The following is a 22,308-nucleotide window of genomic DNA, read 5'->3' as shown; positions in this document are numbered from 1 at the left end:
TTATAATCCTTATAGTAAACCTGTTTCATCACTTACTTATTAAACTATCACTAAAGTGAAACAAATACATACACCACCTCCAACTATTGGCAGTGTCTTTATTTTGCTGTAAATTCCCCTGTACCTCTTGTATGTTCCTAATCGTCCATAGAAAAATGAGGATTTCGATTTTTTTCATGTCGACAATTTCTTTTCTAACATGTTATATAAAAGAAAAGACTACAGCTCAATTATAGTTCCTTGTTCTCCCCAGTCCTTATATGCATCGTTATGACTGAACAAAAACACCTGCCTAGTCTGAGAAATTTCCTCAAAGAATGTTTTAACTGATGCCAATCTTATGGCATCAAAAGTATGCATGGTATCGTCTAAAAAAACAGGAACGCTCCTTTCGCCAGAAATCAGGTCTCCAATTATTATTCTCAAACCAAGGTATATTTGATCCTGTGTTCCTCTGCTTAGTGTATCAATGTTAACAAATGACTCCATCTCAGGAACCTGGACAGCTAGATCCATGTCAGAACTTAGGGAAATCGTTGAATATTTGTCATTGGTAACTCTTGATAACCAGGGTGTCATTTTCTCTGCAACCTGTGGTGCAAAACGTGCCTTTATCTCTTTATCAGTCTCATCCAGATACTTTAATAATATCTCTAGAAGCTGAGCTTTGTACTTCATTTTTTCTTTTTTATTCTGTAGATATTCAATTTCCTCTTCTAGTTCAAGGTCGTTAATATCTGAATTGAGACTTTCTTTTACTCTGCCCTTTGATTCTGCGTACTCACGGTCTATTTTGTCAACTTCTCTTCTAAGATTATCAATATTCACTATTGAATTGACCTCTTCTTCGCTAAACGACACATAGTCAAGTTTCTGTTCTTGCCATTCTACATCCAATTTTATTAACTCCGAAGCATTTGTTCGAAGTAATTCTCTAAGTTCTTCCTTCGAGTTACTAGCTAAAAGATTATTCAATGCCTTCTTTTTCTCTTCTATTGTCACACGGTATCTTTTCAATTGAGATACTTCGTGTTCAAAGCTATCATATGAATAATTTGGAATACTACGTATAATTGAATCTAATTCTGATGAATTTGAATCAAAGCTCGCCTTTTCGGCTGAAACATCACCCTCTAGCTGTTCTATTCTGGAGCGCAACACTTCAATATCTCGAAGAAGTTTAATGTATTCTTTTGACCTATCTTGGAATGTAAGAGGATCAAATGAAGGTATATTCGATTTTATTTTAGAGAATTCTTTTTCATACTCATTTTTTTCAGCTATCAAATGTTCATCAGGTTTCTCTGTACTTTTTGCATTAAATGTTCTATATGCAAGAATACCTAAGACAATACCTACAGCAGTACCTGCAATAATATTGCCAAGAATCATACCTGCAATTAACCCTGCAACAACCAAAATGAAACTAACAATATACCCTTTTTGAGAAGATGGAGGTGAGGCAATTTCTGGTTGTTTTTCAATCTGGGGGGAGATTATCTTCCACCTGTTTATCTTAGAGTTAATATTTTGAATCTCTTCCTCTGAATAGTTATCAAAACCATCATATTGATTCTGAATCCCATTCTTGTTATCCAATTCCTTTTTTACGTCATTAGCTACTTTTTGCTTATCTTCAAGGCGTTTTTTAGCTTCATTACAAGAAGTGGTTAAACTGTGGATCTTATGTTGTTTCTCATCAGAAAGAGTACTATATTTTTGTTCAAGGGGTTTCGATTCAGATTCCGTATCAAATACTTCTTTTTCAAGAGAGGAAATCTGATCTAAGCTACTCTGTGCTTTTTTATTAGCACTTTCAATTTGTTCTATCCTCTTTTCAATTCGGTTTTTAGCATCGTACAGCTTTTTTCTATTTTCTAATTCTTCCAAACGACTACTCTTTAGATTTAATTCACTCTCCAGATCATCTTTTGCTTTTGTATTCTTAGTATGATTCTGTTTTTTAGTTCGAGCTTCAATAAACTGTGAGTTTAGCTTACCAATTTCCTGTTCAATTTGGGGAATTTTTGCTCCTCTTCTACTTGTAGAAATGAGGTCTTTGTGCATATTATTTACATTTGCAATGACCTTTGACAGGGAGGAATCAACTTCTTTTGATCCCGCTGTAGACTGTTCGATCATTTCTTTCAATCTATTGAATGTAGTCTTTTCAGCAGAGTTTTTTTGCTGCAATATCGTAATATCATTTTGCCCGATAACTAGTGTACTAGAAAAAACACGCAATTCCTTGAATCCAAAATGTTTGTCTACAAAATCAGTAATTTTACTTTTACTACTTGAGATTTCTGTGAACTTTGTTCCCACTTTTTTCCATAGACTTGATTTGTTATTTTTGATGTCTCTTTTGATTTTATATAATCCATCATCCAAATTGAAATCCAATTCAACAGTGCATATATCGCCATTATTCCATGAACAGAAATATTCTTTTTCCGATGGTTTGCAATCAAACAATGATACCAAAATTGCATCTAATATTGTTGATTTCCCTGCTTCATTAGGACCTGTTATAACATTGATCTTATCTGAGAACGAGAACTCTTCTTTGCTGGCAAATTGCTTAAATCCATGAACTTCCAGTCTTTCCAGATTTATCATTGTTTAACCTCCAAATAAGCTTACACCAAGCATATACGCCTCTGTTAACCGTTTCTTTTCCACAGGATTTTCACATTCTTTGATAGCACCAAGCATTTTGCGTTTAAATATACTGATAGCGGAGTAATCACTTCCAATAGTCAGATCCTCTGGAAGAAGAAGTTCGGTTTCAACTTTAAGATCAAAATATTGGTTATTGAAAGCATTTAGAATATTTTCAATATCTATGAAATTGCCCTCTTTAGCCCATCCCTTTATCTTCCAGCGCAGAAGTTTATTTCTATCACTATTCTTCTCTAATATATCAGCTATTTTGGCTTCATCCCATTCTTCTATTGATTCTGGAATCTGTACATAGGTCTTTTCTCCTACGGGTATCTTTTCTATTTGTACACCCGCTGAGTCAACATTGACTGCAGCAACATAACGTTGACCTATTTCATCATATCCCAAACTCTCAGGACTTCCTGGGTACAAGGCAGGAGGCTTAGAAGTAACCTGTCTGTAGGAATGAAAATGTCCAAGTGCTACATAATCTACATCAAGCTTTTCAATGTCGTTCACTGAGATAGGACAATATTGTGAACCTTCAGCATTACTGGACCACAGATTATTAGCTGGTTCTACAGATCCATGAATTGCAACTATTGTTGGTGTACCTTCAACCGTTTCAAAATTTCGTTCTTGTAACTTCGGAACTGTCCTGTTTTCTTCACTAAAAGCACTTGCAAAAACAATCAAACCAGGTAGTTCAATTCGTTCAAATCGTCCTGCATCTTTTACGATAATTGTGTCACTTGGAAAACTCGCTTTATTGTATAGTGAATCATCACCAATTGGATCATGATTCCCTGGAACTATAACACACCACTTGCCAGATGAACCAAGTTTTGAAAGAACACTTGAAACCATTGAAATTGTGGCTGCATTAACAGCACGTTCATCGAACAGGTCACCCACAATTAAAAGCCCATCCAGATCTCTGTCAATTACCAGATCAACAATCTTACGTAAAGTTTGTAGAATATCCTCTCTACGAATATTTCCTTTTTCATCTCCAAGACCTTTGAACTTAGCACCTACGTGAATATCTGCTGTGTGAAGAAAACTAGCCATTCCTAAACTCCATTTTATTTTTAACCTATTTAACTTTTTTATACAAATATATATCGAATTACCTTATAATGTTGTGGTTGAAAACTACTCATCAAACCACATAGCTATCTGATTCTTAGTATTATCAAAACCTCCATCTAAATAGATGGCACCTGCAATTGCTTCCATTGTCTCGGCCAGTAAGTGGTCACTTTCAACATGATTCTGAATTAATTGACCCTTTCCTAACTTTATGTGATGCGTGATACCTAATTTTTTAGCAACTAATGCAAGCCCTTCTTTCTTTTCTGCCTCACTCCTCTGTATAGTGATAGCTCCCCTTGTAGAATTACCGTTCAGCATCATTTTTTCAGTTAGAACTAGCTTCAGAACAGCATCTCCTATAGTTTGAAATTCACTCTGATTTCTGCATTCATGCTCATTTGAATATGCTTTAGTCGTAAGAGCCTGGTCCAGTAAACTTTGATTCTTGAATTGATATCCAAGTGTAGTCTCTATAGAATCAATATTCAACATGATTTTCCAACTCATTGATCTTTCTCCATTTCCATGTATTCACGTATATACTTGAATGGGAATGGCAAAACAGTACTTTGTCCTGTTCTTACAAAATCTACATCCATTGTGGGAAGTATGTCTTTGAATACAAGTTTCGAATCATTAACAGCTTTAATCTTACGAAGATGGCAGGCATTTGAGAACGAGTACTTAGATACACTATCCTTACGTGCTCCTACAAAATAAAATGCTTCAGACTCATTTTCTCCAAAATATTTTATGTCTATAGACGAATCAAAAAATGTATTTAGATTATCTTTGCTCTTTGAAAAATGTAGCCTCACGCCATATTTATCGTAAAGGGTGCTTCTTAGTTGAATTGCTTCCTTTGAATTTCTCCCAAGACAAGAATTCAGTATTCCCTTAAATTTTAATTTTGAGAGCTCTTGAGAGGCGAGCATTTTCAGCTCTTCTTTTAATTGCTTCACTCTTTCAAGTTTTAAATCACTTGTTTCAGCAAAACATTGTTCAACAATAGAAAACAACTCAATCCCTGTTCGCATTCCTTCGGGTAATTCAGCATCAACTTCTTTAACAACCTCCTTGATTTGGACGAAATACGGAATTGTTATTTCTTCGGTACTGTAAATCAGATTTTTGTCTCCATTTCCAGAAATGATAAGTCCTTCTGGAAAAAGATGGGTTCTACGGGAATTACGTTTTACCTCTGAAAGTAACTCCACATCTTCTTCATTTTCTCCATACCAATTAAGAGAAGTCGGATTGATTGATCTGAGATCAAAATGACCATCTGGATAAATATCCATGAATACAATTATTTTTCCTTTTTGATCATAACTCGCAAATGTCCATGTCTTTTTTGCTTCTAACTTAGTCCAATCAAAAAGGCTTAAGTGTCCCTCTCCGATATCTCTCTTAATCAATTGTTCTTTGACAATTGTTTTAATCATTGAGTTTGTTGAAGATTCATCCGATAGTACTTCTTTATTATCTATTGTTATATTTTGTCTATAACTATTGGAATCAGATGCCAAGTATTCATCTTTCTTATTATTTTTTTCATAATGCTCTTTATTATAGATGATTCGAAAGTTAAAAGAATCCTTTTTATCTCTTTTTCCTACGGTTATCAATTTATGATCTGTTAGGTATGGAGAAAAAGCTTCCTTTAATGTCTTAACCATATTTGATGATTCTTCTGATCCGATTCTATCTACTATATGGATAGGTTGTCCATCAAGCTTTGAACGAAGATGCTTTGGGTCTTTTAAGATAGTTTCTGTTAATTCAATGGTATGTGGTTCATCCAATTGTCTAAATTCAATTGACATATACTCAGAAAGGTGTTCTTCAATACCATCTATAACTTGATGCAAAATACCTACTCGACTTCGGTCATAATCTCTGACTGAACCAAAGTTGATAAAATCAAGGTGAGCTTTTGTATTCCTAAAACCAACTGGAATATAAGTTATTTTTGCATCTGGTTTCCCATCACTAGGTAGCCATCGACGAAGAGTACCCGTTCCTTCATGCAAAACATATTTTTGATGTTCATCTACTTTTTTAGCATCTATTATTTCTGCTTTTATGTCTCTACGAATAGCTATGAGCTTACTAAAACGTTTTATTTCGACTTTAAGCAGATGATTATTACTATCAATTGAGACTCTGGCAGCATCAATATAATCTTGCTTTTTAAAATTCTGATCAGGAACAACAAATAATCCACCTGTAAGATTACAGTAATAGAATTGTTCATAGCGTGATCTGGAAGATGCAAGTGAATTTATCAAAATTTGAGCAAGCCAATCTTCGCAGATGCAAGCAAAATCATCAGTTCTCAATGCACTCGGAGAAACTTCAATGACAGCCTCTTCTGAAAAATCGCCATCTATTCTAATCCTTGATATAAGTTCATAAGTATCAAGTTCATGTTTACCGATTTGTCTTTTGAACATCGCATACGCATATTTGCTATATTCATACATCACAGCATGTGCTTTGTAATCATCTCCAATTAGAAGGTCTAATTGATGAGCACCATTCCAATTACCTTTGTTCTGCCTTGTAAACCGAATAAATGCAAAATCGCGTTTAATAGCTTCAATGTTAAAGTCAAATTTCAGAAGATTTGTTTGGATACTCACTTATAGCACTCCTCTCCGATAAATTTTAACGCTTCACTGCTGATGGATTGATTTTTGCAGATAAATGGAATTTCTATAATTTTACCATCTGTAGAAATTATTGGCTTGAAAGACGCTTCTGAATTACCGAGAATATTTACAATAAGCACCTTCTCTGCATTGCATTTCTCCATTTTACCACGAATCTTTGCAATTACATCCTCTGCATTAACAGCAAATGTATCGTCCCAGAACTTAAAATCAAAATAGATGTTATTTGATGTTTTGAAATCAAAAAGTTCAAATTCCGAAACATCAAGTTCCTGAAGTTCAATTCCCATGAACTCATGCAGAATGAATTTCCCACTGACCTCTCCCAATGCTCCTTTATAGATATTATTGAAGATTGGTGGTGCAATTATAAGTTCACCCTTTTCAAAACATGTAGCCCATCCATTTTCAGAAAATAGCTGGAACAAAGGTTTTATCGACATCAGTTCAGCAAGTCTTGCAGCCTTTTCACTGACTTCCTGAATACCTCTGTCCTCTGAGAAAAAGACATCTATTTCTCCATAATCTCTTTCCTGAGAATATCTATAGTGGTTCCCTGTAACTGGAAGGTCAATGTAGATAAGACTCCACCTTGGATCACAATTGTTCTTGTCAATGATTGTTGGATGTTTAAGTACCTGTTCTCTAAGACCTTGCCAGGTCTTTATGTTATTCTCATCCCAAGGAGTTCTCAATTGCTGATGAATAAACGATGAAGTTCTACCACTTCGACTCGAAGCTCTGTTCTCAAAGTAAACAATTTCTTCTGGAACTATAATTTCTTCAGCTGCCGATTGTTTTAAAGCAGTATATTCGCGGACAGGTATCACATCTTCAGGCAAATGGAAGTTGGCCAAATTTTTTCTTATCGATGAATCTGCAAGGATATGTATCACAGGTGACTTCATGTTCGTCCTGCATATTCGTCCAACTGCCTGAATTATCACCTTATTAAGGAAACGTGTGTATGCATTGGTTTGATAAAGGTCAGTAAAGTCTTCAGCATTCCTTTTTAATTTGTATTTACCTACATGTCTATGAAAAGCTTCATCGAGCTTGCTCTTAAATGCTTTTGGAGATATTGAACCATTTTCAACAAGAAATTCTAATTGGAATATGTATTTGATGAAATCTTCATCTTTAATGTCATTCCCATATATGTTTACGAGAATATTTGTAGGCTTATCCAGATATATAGCACCGATATCCATTTCTTTTCTTTCAATGAAATCATTGATCTGTACTGGTTGGAATGATTCTGGAATTGGATGCTGCATATTTTGTCCAGCACCTAATGTTTGGTAGGACGATATGATCAGACGCTTCTTCCCTTCTCCAATAGCAGATAATAGTTTATGTTTATTTATTTCAAAGTCGTCACTTTTTAGAACTTGAATAATTTCACATACAGGTCCTTTGATAGCGATATCTGATGATTCTGCAATCATTTGTGCAAAATCATGAATTATCTTTAAATCGAATTTGGGATCTTCAAATTCTGGAAATTTATTGAAAAAACACAAAAAGGAATTGATATCAGGATTATCCAATAAGTATTTCCAAACCGTGAGGATTCGAGTATAGCGAGATAGGATGTATTCTATGCTCTGATCATCATCCTCTGAGTTATGAACTTGGACCCTGGTTTTAAGTGCTAAAGCGGCTTCTTTATCCTTTAATAAGTCTTCAAGCTTGATCAGTGGATCTTCTGCTTCAATAAAACTCGTTTTGATTGAAACGTTATCATACCCTTGAGTCCTCTCACAAAATTGTTCTTTCAATCTATCCAATTGCTCTCCTGAAAGTCGGACAAATCTATTACCAAGACAGGAACGTAAATAATCTAGATCATAATTGCCTATATTTGTATGAAGTCCTGCAGTGGCAGATATTCCAACTACCATTGCTTGTGAACAAATATTTGCAAGGAAGGATTCAGGTGTCCTGGAAAAGTTGTACATGTAAATATTAGATTGAGTGTCATGCTCGTCGCTGTCCACAATATCATAATATCTAAAACCAGAATCATAGAATCCATGGTTCTTTAGAGATGGAGTACCTGATCTCCGTCCATAAGGAATTTCTCCTTCCATAATGGTCTTTGTGAGAAATTCTACATCATCCCTATCCAACCTGAAATGATTAAGAACTGTACGCACAGATGATTCAAGTGGAAACTCCTCTTTACATGAATCTTCTTCCTGCTTAAGATGCTTATAGTTCTCGGCTAGGTTGCTAACTCTTTTTTGGAAGTAAGTCAGGAATCGAGCGATATCTGTCAACAAACTGTGAACATTGATACCATCTGTTTTATCTCCATATGCCACAGTCTTGATCCAATTTATACGGTTAGTTGAGTCAGACTCAATTTCTATCCTTTTATTTTTAGTATCAAGGACATGATGGAACTGATAGTCATAAAACAGAAAGTTCCTTTTGGTAGTTGAAATAACATCATGAGACTTGCATGTGTGATGTAAATGGTATTTATAGAATATTTTTTCAGCTTTTTGCTTGAAAATGTCAGCCATCATATCAAATGAAAGCCAGTTATTCTGTTCTTTCTGTGATTTCCTGTGGTTTGATTCTTTGAGAAGATTTTCTGGAAACTCACTCTGCACAAGACGATCATGTATGTTTAAAAACAGGTTAAGCATATTGACATGATGCTTAATACCTGATTCTATTATGCGATTTAATACAGTTTCTTTAGTCGCGTCAAATTCATCAATAAAGACTAAAGAGTTGTCACTATATTTGTTATAGAAATAATATGACTTTTCTACAAGAGGCGAATTCTTCAGAATAAACTTATCCATACTCATGAAGAGAATTGTCTTATCTTCAACAAAAACAGCAGGGTATAGTTTGCCAATCCATTGATAATTGGAATCATCTCCAATAGCATCCAGACGTTTTTTCTTAGATTCAAAATTACGATAAAGGTCATCAACAATCGATTTTCTAAAAGCAGGTTCCAGATTTTTCTCAATATCTTTTCTGAAGATTTCTGATATCGTTTTATTAAAAGGATTTGTGTTCAAAATTTTAATAGACTTGATTAACTGTGAATAAATATCTGTTTTGAACTTATCAGGAATAAATGCATCCAGATATGGAAGGTTTTCTATTACAGTCTTGGAATTTGAATCAATGAACAAGACATGTTTATCATAGGCATCTTCCTTGCCGTCGGTTATGAAGCGTTCCCTTAGCTCATCATAAGGAAGGTTTTTCTTGAGATTTGTTACAAATATAATCTTTCTGTTTTGATCAGCAAATCTCTGGTAATTTTCGTAGATGAAACTCAATACGTCATATGTTTTACCAAATCCAGTAGGCATGCTGAGTAGAAGCAAGCCATTTGCAGTATCATCCAGACAGTGTTGTTCAAGAATTTGTTTCATTTTTACAACCTATTGTATGGTATTATTCTCGGTTCAAATCACATATTCCCTTATAGTCACAGAACCGACAGTTAGGTTCTTCCTTCACTTCAAAATCTTCCCCTAATATGCGAATTACATTTTCCTTGATCTTATTAACAACAGCCTCAACACCTTCCTCGCTCACATCAATCAACCTCATTTCAGCAACACCAGGATTCACATACATATGGCCTGCCTGCATTGGTAACTTACCATACATTTCCCTTACAGCAGTGCAGTAAAGAGCTATCTGGACATCATCAAGCAACTCTTTTTTGGAGTAAGGAGTCTTATTTGTCTTGTAATCGATAACAATATAATCTCCATCAGGTGTCTTATCCAGACGATCTATAGAACCTCCGAACTTAGCACCATCAAGACTTAGGTCAAACCATTTCTCGACCTCGATTGTTTCATTGGGATTAGTACTTTCAAAATCCATCCAGAAATCAAGCATCTTTTGCATCTTGTCGTGTTCTTGATGTTCCTGTGTTTCAGAATCAAAACCAGAAGGATCCCATATAGACTCAAGTAGTTCTCTAGCTACAGAAATATCAGGGCTTTCTCCCTGCATCATCAACCTGGACATTTGCTCATAAACCGCATGAACATCCGTACCTACCTGGAAAAAGGTCTTTTGTGGTGTTGGTATTTTGAGCACATAACTATACTTGAACTTAAGCGGACAATCTTCATACATCCTGATAGCTGATGCAGAAAAACGCATATCATCTTTAACCAGTGGTGGTAACTTGCCGTCAACCATTAATTCCAATTCATCTGAAGGAACCGGATTTACCCGCAATAGTTCTGAAGCATCAAAAGCCTGAAGGTTACCATTTGATTCAAGTTCCCTAATCTGAGCAAGCACAATCAAAGACTCAATAGCCTGTTTTATCTGTCCCTGACTAGTATATGTTCTTACAAGACGTTCAAGCTCATCCTTTTTCCTTTTCAATGTCGAATCTTCAACAACATCGCAGTTCTCCTCATAGCAGGGAGCTTCAATGAAGTCCACAAGTGGATTGTCCACATATCCAATATTCTCAAGGAACTCACTGGGTTTTACACCACGTTTATTGCCTGTATACCTCTCTGGAAATACAAGGTAAAGTTGTTCTTTTGCCCTTGTCATTGCTACATATGCAAGCCTTCGTTCCTCTTCAAGGTGCAAGGTTTTATCATCAGCATCTCTCTGAACACCCTTTGCCAACTCGGTAGGAACAGTAAACTTCTTACGTGTGAGCTGAAGTGGAAGGTGTCTTGCCGCCATATCACATACAAAAACAACCTTTGCTTCCTTCCCCTTTGACTGGTGTATTGTCATTATCTTGACAGCATTGTCATCGGTGGACTCTCCATCTTCAATTTCAAGATTGAAAACGAGGTCTAAATGTTCAATTACCATCTCAAACTCAGAACCACCATCTATAAGTTCAAGATCTTCGACCATGGACACTAGCGAATTAAGGATTTTGATGTTCTTTCTTGATTGAACGCTGTCCTCTTTTAGTTGTGAACGATAGATATCTGCCATATCTGTAAGCAGGTACTTGACAGTGTCAGAAGGTAGATGATTTTTCTTAAATTTAGTAAGCTCATCAAGTCTTGCAACAATGGACTTTACAAGAGGTTCCTGGGTAATACCAGCTTCCTCAAGATGGTGTGACAGAACAGAATAGATACCATCACCTTGAATATCCTCTTCCTTACTTAACTTGCGTGCAAGCATATTGATTTTCTGAAGATTATGTTCACTTAAGCCTTCTCTACCAAATATCTTTGCAAAAGCAACACCATTATTGAATGGGTCTGCCACTACTCGCATATAGGCAATTGCTTCCTGAACTATAGGGAAGTGGTTCAACTGCAATGAGCCAACATATTCTGAAGGTATGAGGTACTTATGGAGTGCATCACTGAATTTTTTACCGTCAGCACATTTCCTTGTTAATATGTAGATATCTTTAGGTTCCAATCCCTGTTCGTTAATTAATTGATTGATCTCTGATGCCACCCATTCAGCTTCGCTTGTATCATCCGGCGCCTTCACTACCATGACCTTTGAACCGTCACCATTTGCAGAAACTATTTCCTTTTCTTCCCTCTCCGGATTGAATCCGATAAGCTGTCTGGAAAGTTCAACTATTTGTGAACTGGAACGGTAATTTAACTCAAGAGCTATCTTTTCAATATCAGGATAGTACTCCTGCAACTGCCTTATATTAGAAAGATAGGCTCCCCGAAAACGATAAATACACTGGTCATCATCTGCCACGCATGTCAGGTTATTTCCATCTGCCAGTAGACTGACCAGATATAGCTGAGAATAGTTTGTGTCCTGGAATTCATCAACAAGAATGTAATCATAACGACTTCTGACTTCGTTCCTGACAACACTGTTTTTCTCAAGCAACAAACACGTCTTTGAGATCATGTCGTCGTAGTCAAGGAAGTCCCTGTTATGTTTATATTGCTGGTAATGTTCATAGAACCTGGCAAGATCCCGTAATTTCAGAAGAGTGTCAATTTTTTCTTCATCCAATTTGGCTTCCAAGGATAGCTGTGTATCAACATAATTATGGATGTTTGAGGGTAGTATTAGATGATCCTGGAACTGGGAAACACCTTCAAGCAAGTTGTCAATAAGATCATAAGGAGATGCTGGAATGGTGATGTTCTCAAACCCGAATATGTCGATGTGTTTTATGCCCCATACACTCGAATGCTCTTTTGAAATAAGCCTGGCCCTAGAGTTTATTCCAAGGTCAAAGGAGAATTCTCTGATGATATTATTGCAAAATGAATGGAATGTAGATACCTCGATACCGCTTCCAGAGTTTCTGTTTCTCTCTATTCTTTCTTCCATCTCTCCAGCAGCCTTGTCCGAGAATGTCAGAGCCAGTATCCTTTCAGGTTTGAGGCCGTTCTCTATAAGTTTCACGATCTTCTCAGTTATTGTGAAGGTCTTTCCCGAACCCGGGCCTGCTAGAATGAGCAGGGGTCCTTCTGTGTAGGATACTGCTCTTAACTGGTCTGAATTTAGTTTTGTTCCAACCAATATCATCTCTCCTTTTTACAAAATCAAATTAGTCTGCCATCAATTTCAATTAAAATCTTTTTATTTAATCCTGCTGGAATTTCATGATTGAGGACAGAATAACCTGTTGCTACCTTCTCTATATCCGTCGCGTACCACCGCTCCAACCAGGCACACCTATTCACTAAACAATACATGTACCATATTTGTTTGTAAATGTTTACTATATACAAACTATATTAGATATAAAGTCTCTGATAGTACACATATATATGCCTATATAGTGACTTGTAATTAATGATTCCTGATTAATAACAAATATATACCATTCATTTGAATATAACAACAATGACAGATTCAACCTTAATAACCACGCTTTACAACCTTGAACCTGTGCTGGTATGTGTGACCAGGCTTTCCCCTTCAAGGATAATCATTCTTACCGAAGAAAATGCAGTTGAAAGAAAGGTCCAAGCAGAGAATACACTCGAAGCCACCTTTGGCAAGGTGATAGAGGTCAAAAAAGCAATTACATCATTATATGACCCCGTAAGGGTTGCAAAGGACGTTGCCGACATTATCGAAAAAGAGCATGCTTTAGGCAGAAGTGTCCTGATAAATGTATCCGGAGGAAGAAAACCCCAGGCATTTGGTGCATTGTTTGGTGCTTATGCCCGCAGCGACATGGTTAAGAAGGTGGTGTATGTCACTGAAGAAGATAATTTCATGATCGAGTTCCCCATTCTAAGCTTTAACTTATCTCCTACAAAAAAGGCAATTCTGGAGCTTATACAAGGTGGAACATCTGCAGTAGAGAACATTGCCGCCAATGTGGGCATCTCAAAAGGTATGGCATATAACCACTTGAGGGAATTAAAGGCGATGGGATATATTTCGGATAATGGTGGGTATTCACTAACGGATTCTGGTAGGTTAGCAGTTATATGATCAATAATTCGGAGTAGTATCTGGCAGCGTAACTAAAAATACTGTAAAAATATGTAGTCGTGTTTGTTGAACTTTAAGAAGAGAATTTTAATAAAAATATTTGAAGAGTTTTTACTATTCCTACGGATATAGCCCCGAGAAAAAAGAGAAATACTACACGATGATAAGTAAAGTGTGAGGAAATTACTGCAAAAGAACAAGACTTAAGAAGATTAGTGCTATCTTTTATAGAAAACACTTCATGAATAAAAATCTGATTTAATTAATGTTTTCAGGCATGTGATTATGAGTAAACTTGAAAAACTTCAACCGGATGCGACTGTGAAATATATTTCCGCAAATAGTAGACGAAGAAAATTACCTGGAAAAGGTTTTAGAATCCTTTCTTTTATGCCAGCTTTTAATTGGATCTCGTTGCTCTATCTCGGCCTGATTAACTCCAGTACTCTAAATGTCATGTGTGCTATCGCTTATGCAGTAATAACATTTACAAATACCTCCTTATCTGCTCTTATTTGGATATTGGGTATAGTTCATTATGATATAGCATATCGAAACGTAAAAACGCAGATTATCGGCGATTCGGTGAAGTCCACTACACAAACAAAAACAACTCCTATTCAGAATAGCACCTCGGTATCTAATGGATTTTCCGATATTGTTGTTCCCGAGGAACAAGAGTTAAAACAATCAATTTCTGTAATGCCTTCTTCTGTGTTGGAAGGTGTTAGGGGTGACTTTTCTCCTAAAAGCACTTCCACAGCCAGTGAGTTTCCCAATGTTGTTGCTTCTAAGGAACAGGAGTATAAAAATAGATTTTCCGATATTGTTGTTCCCGGAGAACAGGAGTCTAAACAATCACTTCCTGTAAAGCCTTCATATGTTTCGGAAGATGTCAGTGTTTTCGTTTCTGAAAATACTGCTGTCTCTAATGGATTTTCCGATATTGTTGTTTCTGGAGAACAGGAAGAAAAACAGTCAATTCCTGTAAAACCTTCATATGTTTCGGAGAATGTTAGTGTTTCCATTTCTCTTGAAAACTCTTCATACACAAAGTTTTTCACAGATATGAAGAGGAATGCTTTAAGAGAAGAGAAAACTGCAGCATTTGTCCCCTTTAAGACTTACTATCCAACGTATGACAGTATGAACAAGGATCAACAAGCATGGTACTTTTATTGGCGCTCACAAATTCGCCAAGGAAATTACATGGATACCGATGTGAGTTACATTTTTGTGTTGGTTTATGAGCTTCTCAGCGGTATCGGGTGGCAAGATCCACAGGAGGGACATCAAAAATTCATCCAATTATGGGCAGCATATCGAAAAAAATCCTCTTCCTTAGAGTATTATCTAAGGAGATGGACATTTGATTTCACGCAGCAATACAATTTGGAATATAGTTTTTCCGGTGTAGATGATCATTCTATATTATATCCCTCTTCCATGACAGATATTTTAATATCACGACATGCGGAAGATATGCCGCTTAAGCTTCCTTTCTCGTTGATTAATAACTTATGTGATTATCCTCTTGTTAACAGCAAATTTTACAAAGATGGGAATCAAGATCTCATGCATGAAGCGATCCCAAGGGTGATTACACTAGCAGATTCTGCTTTACGTAAAAATAAACAAAAAGGAATTTTAGATACTTATGGACCACCTGGTATAGAAAAGCAGGAATATTATGCTTTTACAAGTGCCGTATGCCCATACGCCAACAAAAAAACATACGCTACCGCAAAGGATTACTCCACATATCCCAAGTTAAGAGTCTATATCAATGAGCTTGTCAGGTATAGCGAAAATACTCTGCGTGAATTGCGAGGATGCAAGGGACGATTACGCGGTGTAACGATTGATGAGGAAACTGCAAAACTGGTTAAAAAATTCTTGAAAAAGCAATATGGGCTACAGGCGACACAAGAAAATGAGCCTCTGAAAGAGCCAAAAGTCCTATTAGATGTTGAAAAGATTAAAAAACTCAGATTAGATTCAGATGCTGTGCGTACAGCGCTTGAAGTGAAGGAAACAACCATTCCTGATAAAAAAGCGTTATTAACCGATGTTCAAGAAGTCACCGCAATCTATACCGCTATTTCACCCAGCGCACGCAATCTTTTAGACCGATTGGAGAAATCATCATGGGAGTGCAGTGCAACTCAGGGAGATGAAACTTTGATAGCGGAGATTAACCGTTTGGCTGAACGTTATCTCGGTTGCTCACTTTTAGTGGCAGAGGCTTCCAAAATAATCGCCGAAGATGATTACCAGGATGAGCTTGAGTATATTTATAAGAACAAAACTGCAACTTTATCCGAAGGAAATGGCTCTAGATTATTTGATTCATCAGTATTAAAACCTGAGATGAAAGAGTTTGTTGATTCTCTTTTACCGGTACAACAAAAATCTCTCTATGTGCTGATAACAAGTGAAAAACCACAGAGTGATTTAGAAACAATTGCCGATGAAGCACTTACAATGCCGCAGCTCCTCTTAGATGATATTAATGAGCTGGCATTGCAGATAATTGGAGAAATTATTGTTGATACTGCAGATCAGAAACCTCAGATTTTGGACGAATACATAGATTTACTCAAACAATCTGTTGCAAGGGAGAAAATAAAATGCAGTCTGTAAAGATCAGTCGCCGTGAGTCAGCGGCTCTTATGAACTCATTAACCGCAGGAGTGGTGCCCAGAATCGGTCTGCGACATATAGCTGTTGGCAGAAAAAGTGAAGTAAATGCCTTTTTACATGACCTTGCGACCATCGAAGACGGTGGTGCATCTTTCCGCTTGGTTTCTGGGCAATACGGCAGCGGAAAAAGCTTTTTGCTGCAAATGATTCGTAACAATGCAATGGAACGGAATTTTGTAGTAGCCGATGCAGATTTGTCCCCAGAGCACCGTCTTACCGGAACAAAGGGTCAAGGGCTTGCTACCTATCGTGAGCTTATGCAGCATCTTTCAACGCTCACAAGACCAGAAGGGAGTGCGCTTGAATCTATTCTGCAAAAATGGATCAGTTCTTTACAGTCCAGTATAACAAAAGCAAAAGGTTTTCATCCAGGTGACCCCGAAATTGTTGATGCTGTCAGCAGTGAAATAAGCGAAGTCTTGACCGATCTGTCTGAAATGGTATACGGTTTTGCGTTTTCTTCTGTTATTGAGGCTTACTGGCGAGGAATGAAAACTGGGGATGAAAATTTGAAGCAGGCTTCGTTGCGATGGCTTCGAGGAGAATTTGCTACAAAAACCGAAGCTCGTCAGTATCTATCGGTGGATTGCATCATAGATGACCAAAGCTGGTATGAATTTTTAAAGTTATTTGCTGTTTTTGTAGCCAAAACTGGATATAAAGGTTTGTTGTTGTTTTTGGATGAAGGCGTGAATCTTTATAAGATTACACACAAACAAGCCAGGGATAGTAACTACGAGAAAATATTAACTATTTTTAATGATACCATGCAGGGGAAAGCGCAATATATTGGTGTTTTTCTTAGCGGAACACCTCAGTTTATTTACGATGAACGCAGAGGCCTTTTTAACTATGAAGCATTGCGCTCACGTCTTGCTGATAATCGTTTTGGTGCCCAGGGTTTTGTGGATTATACGAGTCCTGTAATTAAGCTCAATCAACTCTCTGTCGAAGAGATTTACGTATTGTTACAACGACTTTGTGAACTTCATGGTGCGTATTACACATACTCGTGCCCTTTTGGAGAAAAAGAACTCGTTGCCTTTATTAACACTGTAATTGCACGTTTAGGTGCGGATCAATTGTTGACCCCACGTGAGATTACTAGAGATTTTTTAGGTCTTCTGAATATTCTGCATCAAAATCCCAATCTTACTTTTGATATGCTGATAACAGAAAGAGGATTCTCAGTAAAGAGTGCGGAACTAAACCCTGAGGATGTATCCATAAAAGATGATGATCTCTTCGCCGAGTTTGATATATGAGCCAGACAGCTTTTGAGCGCTATGCGCCATTTATACAAGAATATATTTATAGAAAACAGTGGACAGATCTGCGTGAGGTCCAGGTCGAGGCTTGTGAAGCAATTCTGGACACAGATGATCATGTTATCATCGCTTCAGGAACTGCTTCTGGCAAAACAGAAGCGGCTTTTTTTCCCATATTGACCTCTCTATATCAAAATTATCCAGATACAATTGGCGTTATGTATATTGGACCGTTAAAAGCGCTGATTAACAACCAATTTGAAAGGCTTAGTGAATTGTTTGAGGAAAGTTATATCCCTGTCTGGCCTTGGCACGGGGATGTATCGCAAGCGATGAAAAAACGTGCGCTAAAAGAGGCACAGGGAGTACTCCAAATTACGCCTGAATCACTGGAAGCATTGTTGATGCTCCGTTCTGGTGATGTAACACGTTTGTTCTCTGATTTGCGATTTATAATCATCGATGAAATTCATGCGCTTATGGGAACAGATCGTGGTTTGCAAGTGCTTTGTCTCTTATCACGGTTAGAAAAAGTTGCAAACTGTAAACCTAGACGCATTGGACTTTCCGCAACGCTGAATGACTATGAAACGGCCATGCAATTTTTAGCAGCAGGAAGCAAACGAAAAGTACAGGCAGTGGGTATCAAACATCACAAACGTACAATTTCATTGTGCGCTGAAAGTTTTATACTACCCAATGACCCTGAAGAAGCCGAAAAAGTTATGCAGGAATATAATGATTTTCTTTATGAAAACTGCCATGGTAAGAAGTGCTTGATTTTTACTAATAGTAGAGGTGATGCAGAAAAAACAATTGCCGACATGAAAGAAATTGCACTGAAGAAGAATGAGAGAGATGTATTTTATGTCCACCACGGCAGTGTTTCAGCCTCTCTCCGGCATGAAGCGGAATCTGCTTTGAGAGACATTAATGGACCTACCGTTGCAGCTGCCACACTGACATTGGAATTGGGCATCGACATTGGCGACTTAGATTCTACTATACAAATTGGTGCACCCTATTCCTGCGCAAGCTTTGTGCAGCGTCTTGGGCGTTCTGGAAGACGCAGTGGAAAATCGCAAATGATGTTTCTTGACGTATATAAACCATCAGACAGAAACCCTTTTGAGCAAATGCCATGGGAATTATTGCGTACCATTGCAATCATTCAGCTTTATCTTGAGGAGCACTGGGTAGAACCATTTGAGCTTAAGGCAAAACCGTTCAGCTTGTTGGCACATCAAACGCTCAGCACTTTAATGACATTTGGTGAACTTAGTCCCTCTGAGCTAGCAAGAAATGTCTTGAAGCTTCCCGCTTTCTATAGTACAGTCAACCAAGAGGAATATCGCAAACTATTGCAGCACATGCTGGCTAATGACTATTTGCAGCGTATTGAAGACGGAAATATCATCGTTGGCTTAAAAGGCGAAAGGATTACAAACCATTATTCTTTCTATGCGGTGTTTCAAGATGAACAGGCTTATCATGTACACAGTCAAGACGGCGAAATCGGCACATTGGACAGCTGTCCAATTGTAGGCGAAGTCTTTATTTTGGCTGGTCGAACATGGAAGGTACTTGATGTTGATGAAGAACGTAAAATCATATATGTTAACCCTGTAAAAAACAACCGCATACCATGTTGGAATGGTTCTGGAGGCCGTATTCATACAAAAATTATCCAGAGAATTAGGCAAATTTTGAGGGAGGATATTAGATATAGTTATTTGCAGCCTAAAGCATCGCAGATCATAGATGATGCGCGCTTTATTGCCAGAGAAGCAGGGATACTGCAAAAAAGTATTATTCCTTATGCTGAGCGATCGTTTTACTTGTGTCCGTGGGTAGGAAGTAAAACATTAGAGACAATTAAGAATCTGCTAACATGCAGTCTGAAAGATTCACTTCGAATTTATTCCGTTTTTGAGGGACATCATTATTTGCAGATAACAAGTGACATGTCTGTTGCCGAGTTTACCGATAAGCTGTCCAAACTTCAAATCAACTTCCATGACCCCGATTTGGTACTACCCGAAAATCAAGTACCAAGAGTTGATAAATATGATAAAATGGTTCCTGATGAATTATTGCGAATGGCATTTCTTTATAACGAATTGGACGTGAAAGCGGCCGTTGAGGTACTGAAAGGACTATAATAATAGAGCGAGGTGCAACTGCACTCGCTGTGTTTTTTCCCATTCACTTAGAATAAGATTCGTTGTTTATTGGTTTCATGTGGCTCAATAACTTCTGGATAATCCTTTCTCAGATTTCTCACAAATCTTTATGCCTTGTGAATTGGCATCTGGTAAGTAAATTGAAATTGTTCTTCCTATTTTCATGGATTGAGCCTCAAAAATGAATGCTATTACGGATTAACTTCAGGACATGTCTCGCCCACATTATACATAACTTGATACTGATTACCTGGTTTAATCAAACATAGTAAATAATTATTTATCCAGACAGTATAATATATTCTTATGTTCAATCTTATTCAAGAAAATCTTGACCTCATGCTTACAGGTTCTACAATGGCACTTTTTGGTGGTATTTTCTATACAACTACCGCTTACTCCTTTAACAGTGGAGGCAAATTTTGTAGTAAAGAAAGAGCTCTTTTAATATATTTAATTTCCATTCTTTTAAGTGGATACCTTACTTTATTTGTCCAAGAATTCTGGCAAAGTATTACAGCACAATTTTCATTGCTGAATATGTTAGGCGCAGTTATTATAGTGGGTATGAGTGCAGTAAATCATTCTATTAAGAACTGGAAATTTACAGACAAAAAATCTCTTGTGATTTATGCTTTAGGAGTTATTTTGCTATTCTTCTTTTAACAAAAAAGGGAAAACAGGAAACATGAGTGTAGATTCAGATGCATTTAAAAAGCTCAAGCCAAAAGCTAAGGATGAAATAGTTAAACGCTTTAATGACATTGAATCCGAATTAAATGTCAAAATTCCAACTAGCTTTATGCAATTGGTTGATGAGGAATTTGAGACAAAGTGCCCAAACAATCTAGAAGAGTTTTATAATTGGATTTCATATATTCATAAAAATTTTATGCCTTTTTAGATGAGTTAGTTACACAAAGCGAAAAATTAGATTCACAAAGCATAGATTTTATTGATAGATTAATAACTCAACTTTATAATTAGACAAATGGAAAAAGACTTGGTAACAATTCATGGTCCCATTTCCCTAAAATCGGGAATTATTAGAAACAAAATTGCTCATGCTGATTACTATCATGAAAGTGATTCAAAAAAGCTAATTTTTGGAAATAAGTCTTATGAAGTAAAAACGGTGAGGGATACTTTTAGAAGTTTCTATGGATTTTATTGTTATTTACTTCTGATATTTTTAGAAGAAAGGAATCTTTTTGATTTGCTAGATAAACTGAAAGAAATTAAAATGCGAGGGATGGGATTTGAACCCACGAATTCCTTCGAAATCGGATCTTAAGTCCGACGCCTTTGACCAGCTGGGCAACCCTCGCACATTGATTTGGTTTTTGTCACTGATTCTTTTTTTTCTATTTTGTCTTTTTGGTAAGTCCTTCACTCTTTTTCTTAAGTCTGGCGCCTTTGACCAGCTGGGCAACCCTCGCTTGAAGAATAGTTGTTGTGGACTTCTCCCAGTGTGGACTACCCCATAATTAAAGTTAAGTTACTTAAGCCTTATTCTTCATCTATGAAACTCACGTTCTTAGGCACAGGCACAGGCATCCCTCAGGCAAGGGCACAGTCCGGGCTTATTATGGAAGTAGAGGTCGGCGGGAAGAAAAAACCCCTGCTCTTTGACTGCGGATGCGGCATACTGCAACGGATTTACGAAAGTGGTTATGACCATCGGGATATTGATACCATCTTTCTGACACACCTACACCTGGACCATGTCTCGGACCTTTTGGGGCTTATCAAGGCCAACTGGCTCGTAGGACTTACCCAGGCACACATTTACGGGCCTGTGGGTACAGCAGGATGGTTCTACAAACTCATGGAACTTTACCCATACCTCAGGGACAGGCTACAGGTAAAGATCACCGAACTTACAGGCGGTGATGTTGTAAATGTGGCAGACTGCACCATTCACACCGCACACGGACGCCATAGTGTAACAACAATTGGTTACAGAGTGGAACACGCAGGCAGGATCGCCGTCTACACAGGTGACACAGAACCCTGTCATAGTCTCACCGAACTTGCCCAGGGAGCGCATGTCCTGGTGTACGAATGCTCCTTCCCACTGGGATTTGAAGTGGATAACCATACCACCCCCGATATGCTCACAGCCCACATCTCAAAGCATCCCCTGAATGTGGATAGGCTTTACCTGACACATCTATACCCGCACATGCAGGGGCATGAGCAGGAAGCCATCGATCATATACACACAGTCTTCCCCAAAGAAGTGCACATAGCAGAAGACTTGATGCAAGTAGATGTATAACCTGTGTAATCAATGCATATTAC

At 37.3% G+C, this 22,308-nt stretch carries 13 protein-coding genes and 1 tRNA gene; 7 read left to right on the top strand and 7 right to left on the bottom strand.

Going from position 1 to position 22,308, the window contains the following annotated elements:
* Window positions 1–219: 219 nt before the first annotated feature.
* From ACC612_RS07495 to ACC612_RS07470, 6 genes are all read right to left on the bottom strand, one after another.
* Window positions 220–2,619 carry an ATP-binding protein gene (locus tag ACC612_RS07495; RefSeq protein ID WP_371853878.1) on the bottom strand — a complete coding sequence of 800 codons (2,400 nt, stop codon included), beginning with the start codon at window positions 2,617–2,619 and terminating at the stop codon, window positions 220–222.
* A gap of 3 nt (window positions 2,620–2,622) precedes the next feature.
* On the bottom strand, window positions 2,623–3,735 hold the full coding sequence (locus ACC612_RS07490; protein ID WP_371853877.1) for an exonuclease SbcCD subunit D: 1,113 nt from the start codon (window positions 3,733–3,735) through the stop codon (window positions 2,623–2,625).
* A gap of 84 nt (window positions 3,736–3,819) precedes the next feature.
* The gene (locus tag ACC612_RS07485) at window positions 3,820–4,266 is read right to left on the bottom strand and encodes a ribonuclease III domain-containing protein (RefSeq protein ID WP_371853876.1); all 447 of its coding nucleotides are present in this window, start codon (window positions 4,264–4,266) and stop codon (window positions 3,820–3,822) included.
* Window positions 4,263–6,404, bottom strand: coding sequence for a hypothetical protein (locus ACC612_RS07480; protein WP_371853875.1), 2,142 nt, complete (start codon window positions 6,402–6,404; stop codon window positions 4,263–4,265). Before ACC612_RS07480 ends, ACC612_RS07485 begins: the two co-directional genes overlap by 4 nt.
* Window positions 6,401–9,841, bottom strand: coding sequence for a hypothetical protein (locus ACC612_RS07475; protein WP_371853874.1), 3,441 nt, complete (start codon window positions 9,839–9,841; stop codon window positions 6,401–6,403). The genes ACC612_RS07480 and ACC612_RS07475 overlap by 4 nt, the downstream gene beginning before the upstream one ends.
* A 22-nt stretch (window positions 9,842–9,863) precedes the next feature.
* Entirely contained in the window at window positions 9,864–12,923 is a 3,060-nt protein-coding gene (locus tag ACC612_RS07470; RefSeq protein WP_371853873.1) for an ATP-dependent helicase, read from the bottom strand.
* A gap of 327 nt (window positions 12,924–13,250) precedes the next feature.
* Here ACC612_RS07470 and csa3 point away from each other — a divergent pair, with 327 nt between their 5' ends.
* From csa3 to ACC612_RS07440, 6 genes are all read left to right on the top strand, one after another.
* The gene (gene csa3 / locus ACC612_RS07465) at window positions 13,251–13,850 is read left to right on the top strand and encodes a CRISPR-associated CARF protein Csa3 (protein WP_371853872.1); all 600 of its coding nucleotides are present in this window, start codon (window positions 13,251–13,253) and stop codon (window positions 13,848–13,850) included.
* Between the two features lie 285 nt (window positions 13,851–14,135).
* The gene (locus ACC612_RS07460) at window positions 14,136–16,493 is read left to right on the top strand and encodes a TerB N-terminal domain-containing protein (RefSeq protein WP_371853871.1); all 2,358 of its coding nucleotides are present in this window, start codon (window positions 14,136–14,138) and stop codon (window positions 16,491–16,493) included.
* Window positions 16,481–17,818: an ATP-binding protein gene (locus ACC612_RS07455; protein ID WP_371853870.1), complete on the top strand. Its 1,338-nt coding sequence runs from the start codon at window positions 16,481–16,483 to the stop codon at window positions 17,816–17,818. The genes ACC612_RS07460 and ACC612_RS07455 overlap by 13 nt, the downstream gene beginning before the upstream one ends.
* Window positions 17,815–19,983: a DEAD/DEAH box helicase gene (locus tag ACC612_RS07450; protein ID WP_371853869.1), complete on the top strand. Its 2,169-nt coding sequence runs from the start codon at window positions 17,815–17,817 to the stop codon at window positions 19,981–19,983. Before ACC612_RS07455 ends, ACC612_RS07450 begins: the two co-directional genes overlap by 4 nt.
* Before the next feature lie 327 nt (window positions 19,984–20,310).
* Window positions 20,311–20,670 (top strand): hypothetical protein, encoded by a 360-nt coding sequence (locus tag ACC612_RS07445; protein WP_371853868.1) that lies wholly within the window; start codon window positions 20,311–20,313, stop codon window positions 20,668–20,670.
* A 22-nt stretch (window positions 20,671–20,692) separates the two neighbouring features.
* Window positions 20,693–20,908 (top strand): hypothetical protein, encoded by a 216-nt coding sequence (locus ACC612_RS07440; RefSeq protein WP_371853867.1) that lies wholly within the window; start codon window positions 20,693–20,695, stop codon window positions 20,906–20,908.
* A gap of 340 nt (window positions 20,909–21,248) precedes the next feature.
* On the opposite strand, the gene ACC612_RS07435 is transcribed toward ACC612_RS07440, so the two are convergent.
* A tRNA-Leu gene (locus tag ACC612_RS07435) sits at window positions 21,249–21,332 on the bottom strand.
* 194 nt (window positions 21,333–21,526) lie between these two features.
* Between ACC612_RS07435 and ACC612_RS07430 the strand changes: the two genes are divergently transcribed.
* Window positions 21,527–22,285: an MBL fold metallo-hydrolase gene (locus tag ACC612_RS07430; RefSeq protein ID WP_371853866.1), complete on the top strand. Its 759-nt coding sequence runs from the start codon at window positions 21,527–21,529 to the stop codon at window positions 22,283–22,285.
* Window positions 22,286–22,308 lie beyond the last annotated feature (23 nt).

Origin of the sequence: Methanomethylovorans sp. (genome assembly GCF_041447285.1) — an archaeon.
In the GTDB taxonomy this organism is placed as follows: Archaea; Halobacteriota; Methanosarcinia; order Methanosarcinales; family Methanosarcinaceae; genus Methanomethylovorans.
Note: the sequence above shows the minus strand (reverse complement) of the source record. Positions and strands in the feature narration are given on the sequence as shown.

Bases quoted from the DNA above. Each gene is read 5' to 3' on its own strand.
- ACC612_RS07495 (WP_371853878.1), bottom strand. From the start codon at position 2,619: ATGATAAATCTGGAAAGACTGGAAGTTCATGGATTTAAGCAATTTGCC.
- ACC612_RS07490 (WP_371853877.1), bottom strand. From the start codon at position 3,735: ATGGCTAGTTTTCTTCACACAGCAGATATTCACGTAGGTGCTAAGTTC.
- ACC612_RS07485 (WP_371853876.1), bottom strand. From the start codon at position 4,266: ATGAGTTGGAAAATCATGTTGAATATTGATTCTATAGAGACTACACTT.
- ACC612_RS07475 (WP_371853874.1), bottom strand. From the start codon at position 9,841: ATGAAACAAATTCTTGAACAACACTGTCTGGATGATACTGCAAATGGC.
- csa3 (WP_371853872.1), top strand. From the start codon at position 13,251: ATGACAGATTCAACCTTAATAACCACGCTTTACAACCTTGAACCTGTG.
- ACC612_RS07460 (WP_371853871.1), top strand. From the start codon at position 14,136: ATGAGTAAACTTGAAAAACTTCAACCGGATGCGACTGTGAAATATATT.
- ACC612_RS07455 (WP_371853870.1), top strand. From the start codon at position 16,481: ATGCAGTCTGTAAAGATCAGTCGCCGTGAGTCAGCGGCTCTTATGAAC.
- ACC612_RS07450 (WP_371853869.1), top strand. From the start codon at position 17,815: ATGAGCCAGACAGCTTTTGAGCGCTATGCGCCATTTATACAAGAATAT.
- ACC612_RS07445 (WP_371853868.1), top strand. From the start codon at position 20,311: ATGTTCAATCTTATTCAAGAAAATCTTGACCTCATGCTTACAGGTTCT.
- ACC612_RS07440 (WP_371853867.1), top strand. From the start codon at position 20,693: ATGAGTGTAGATTCAGATGCATTTAAAAAGCTCAAGCCAAAAGCTAAG.
- ACC612_RS07430 (WP_371853866.1), top strand. From the start codon at position 21,527: ATGAAACTCACGTTCTTAGGCACAGGCACAGGCATCCCTCAGGCAAGG.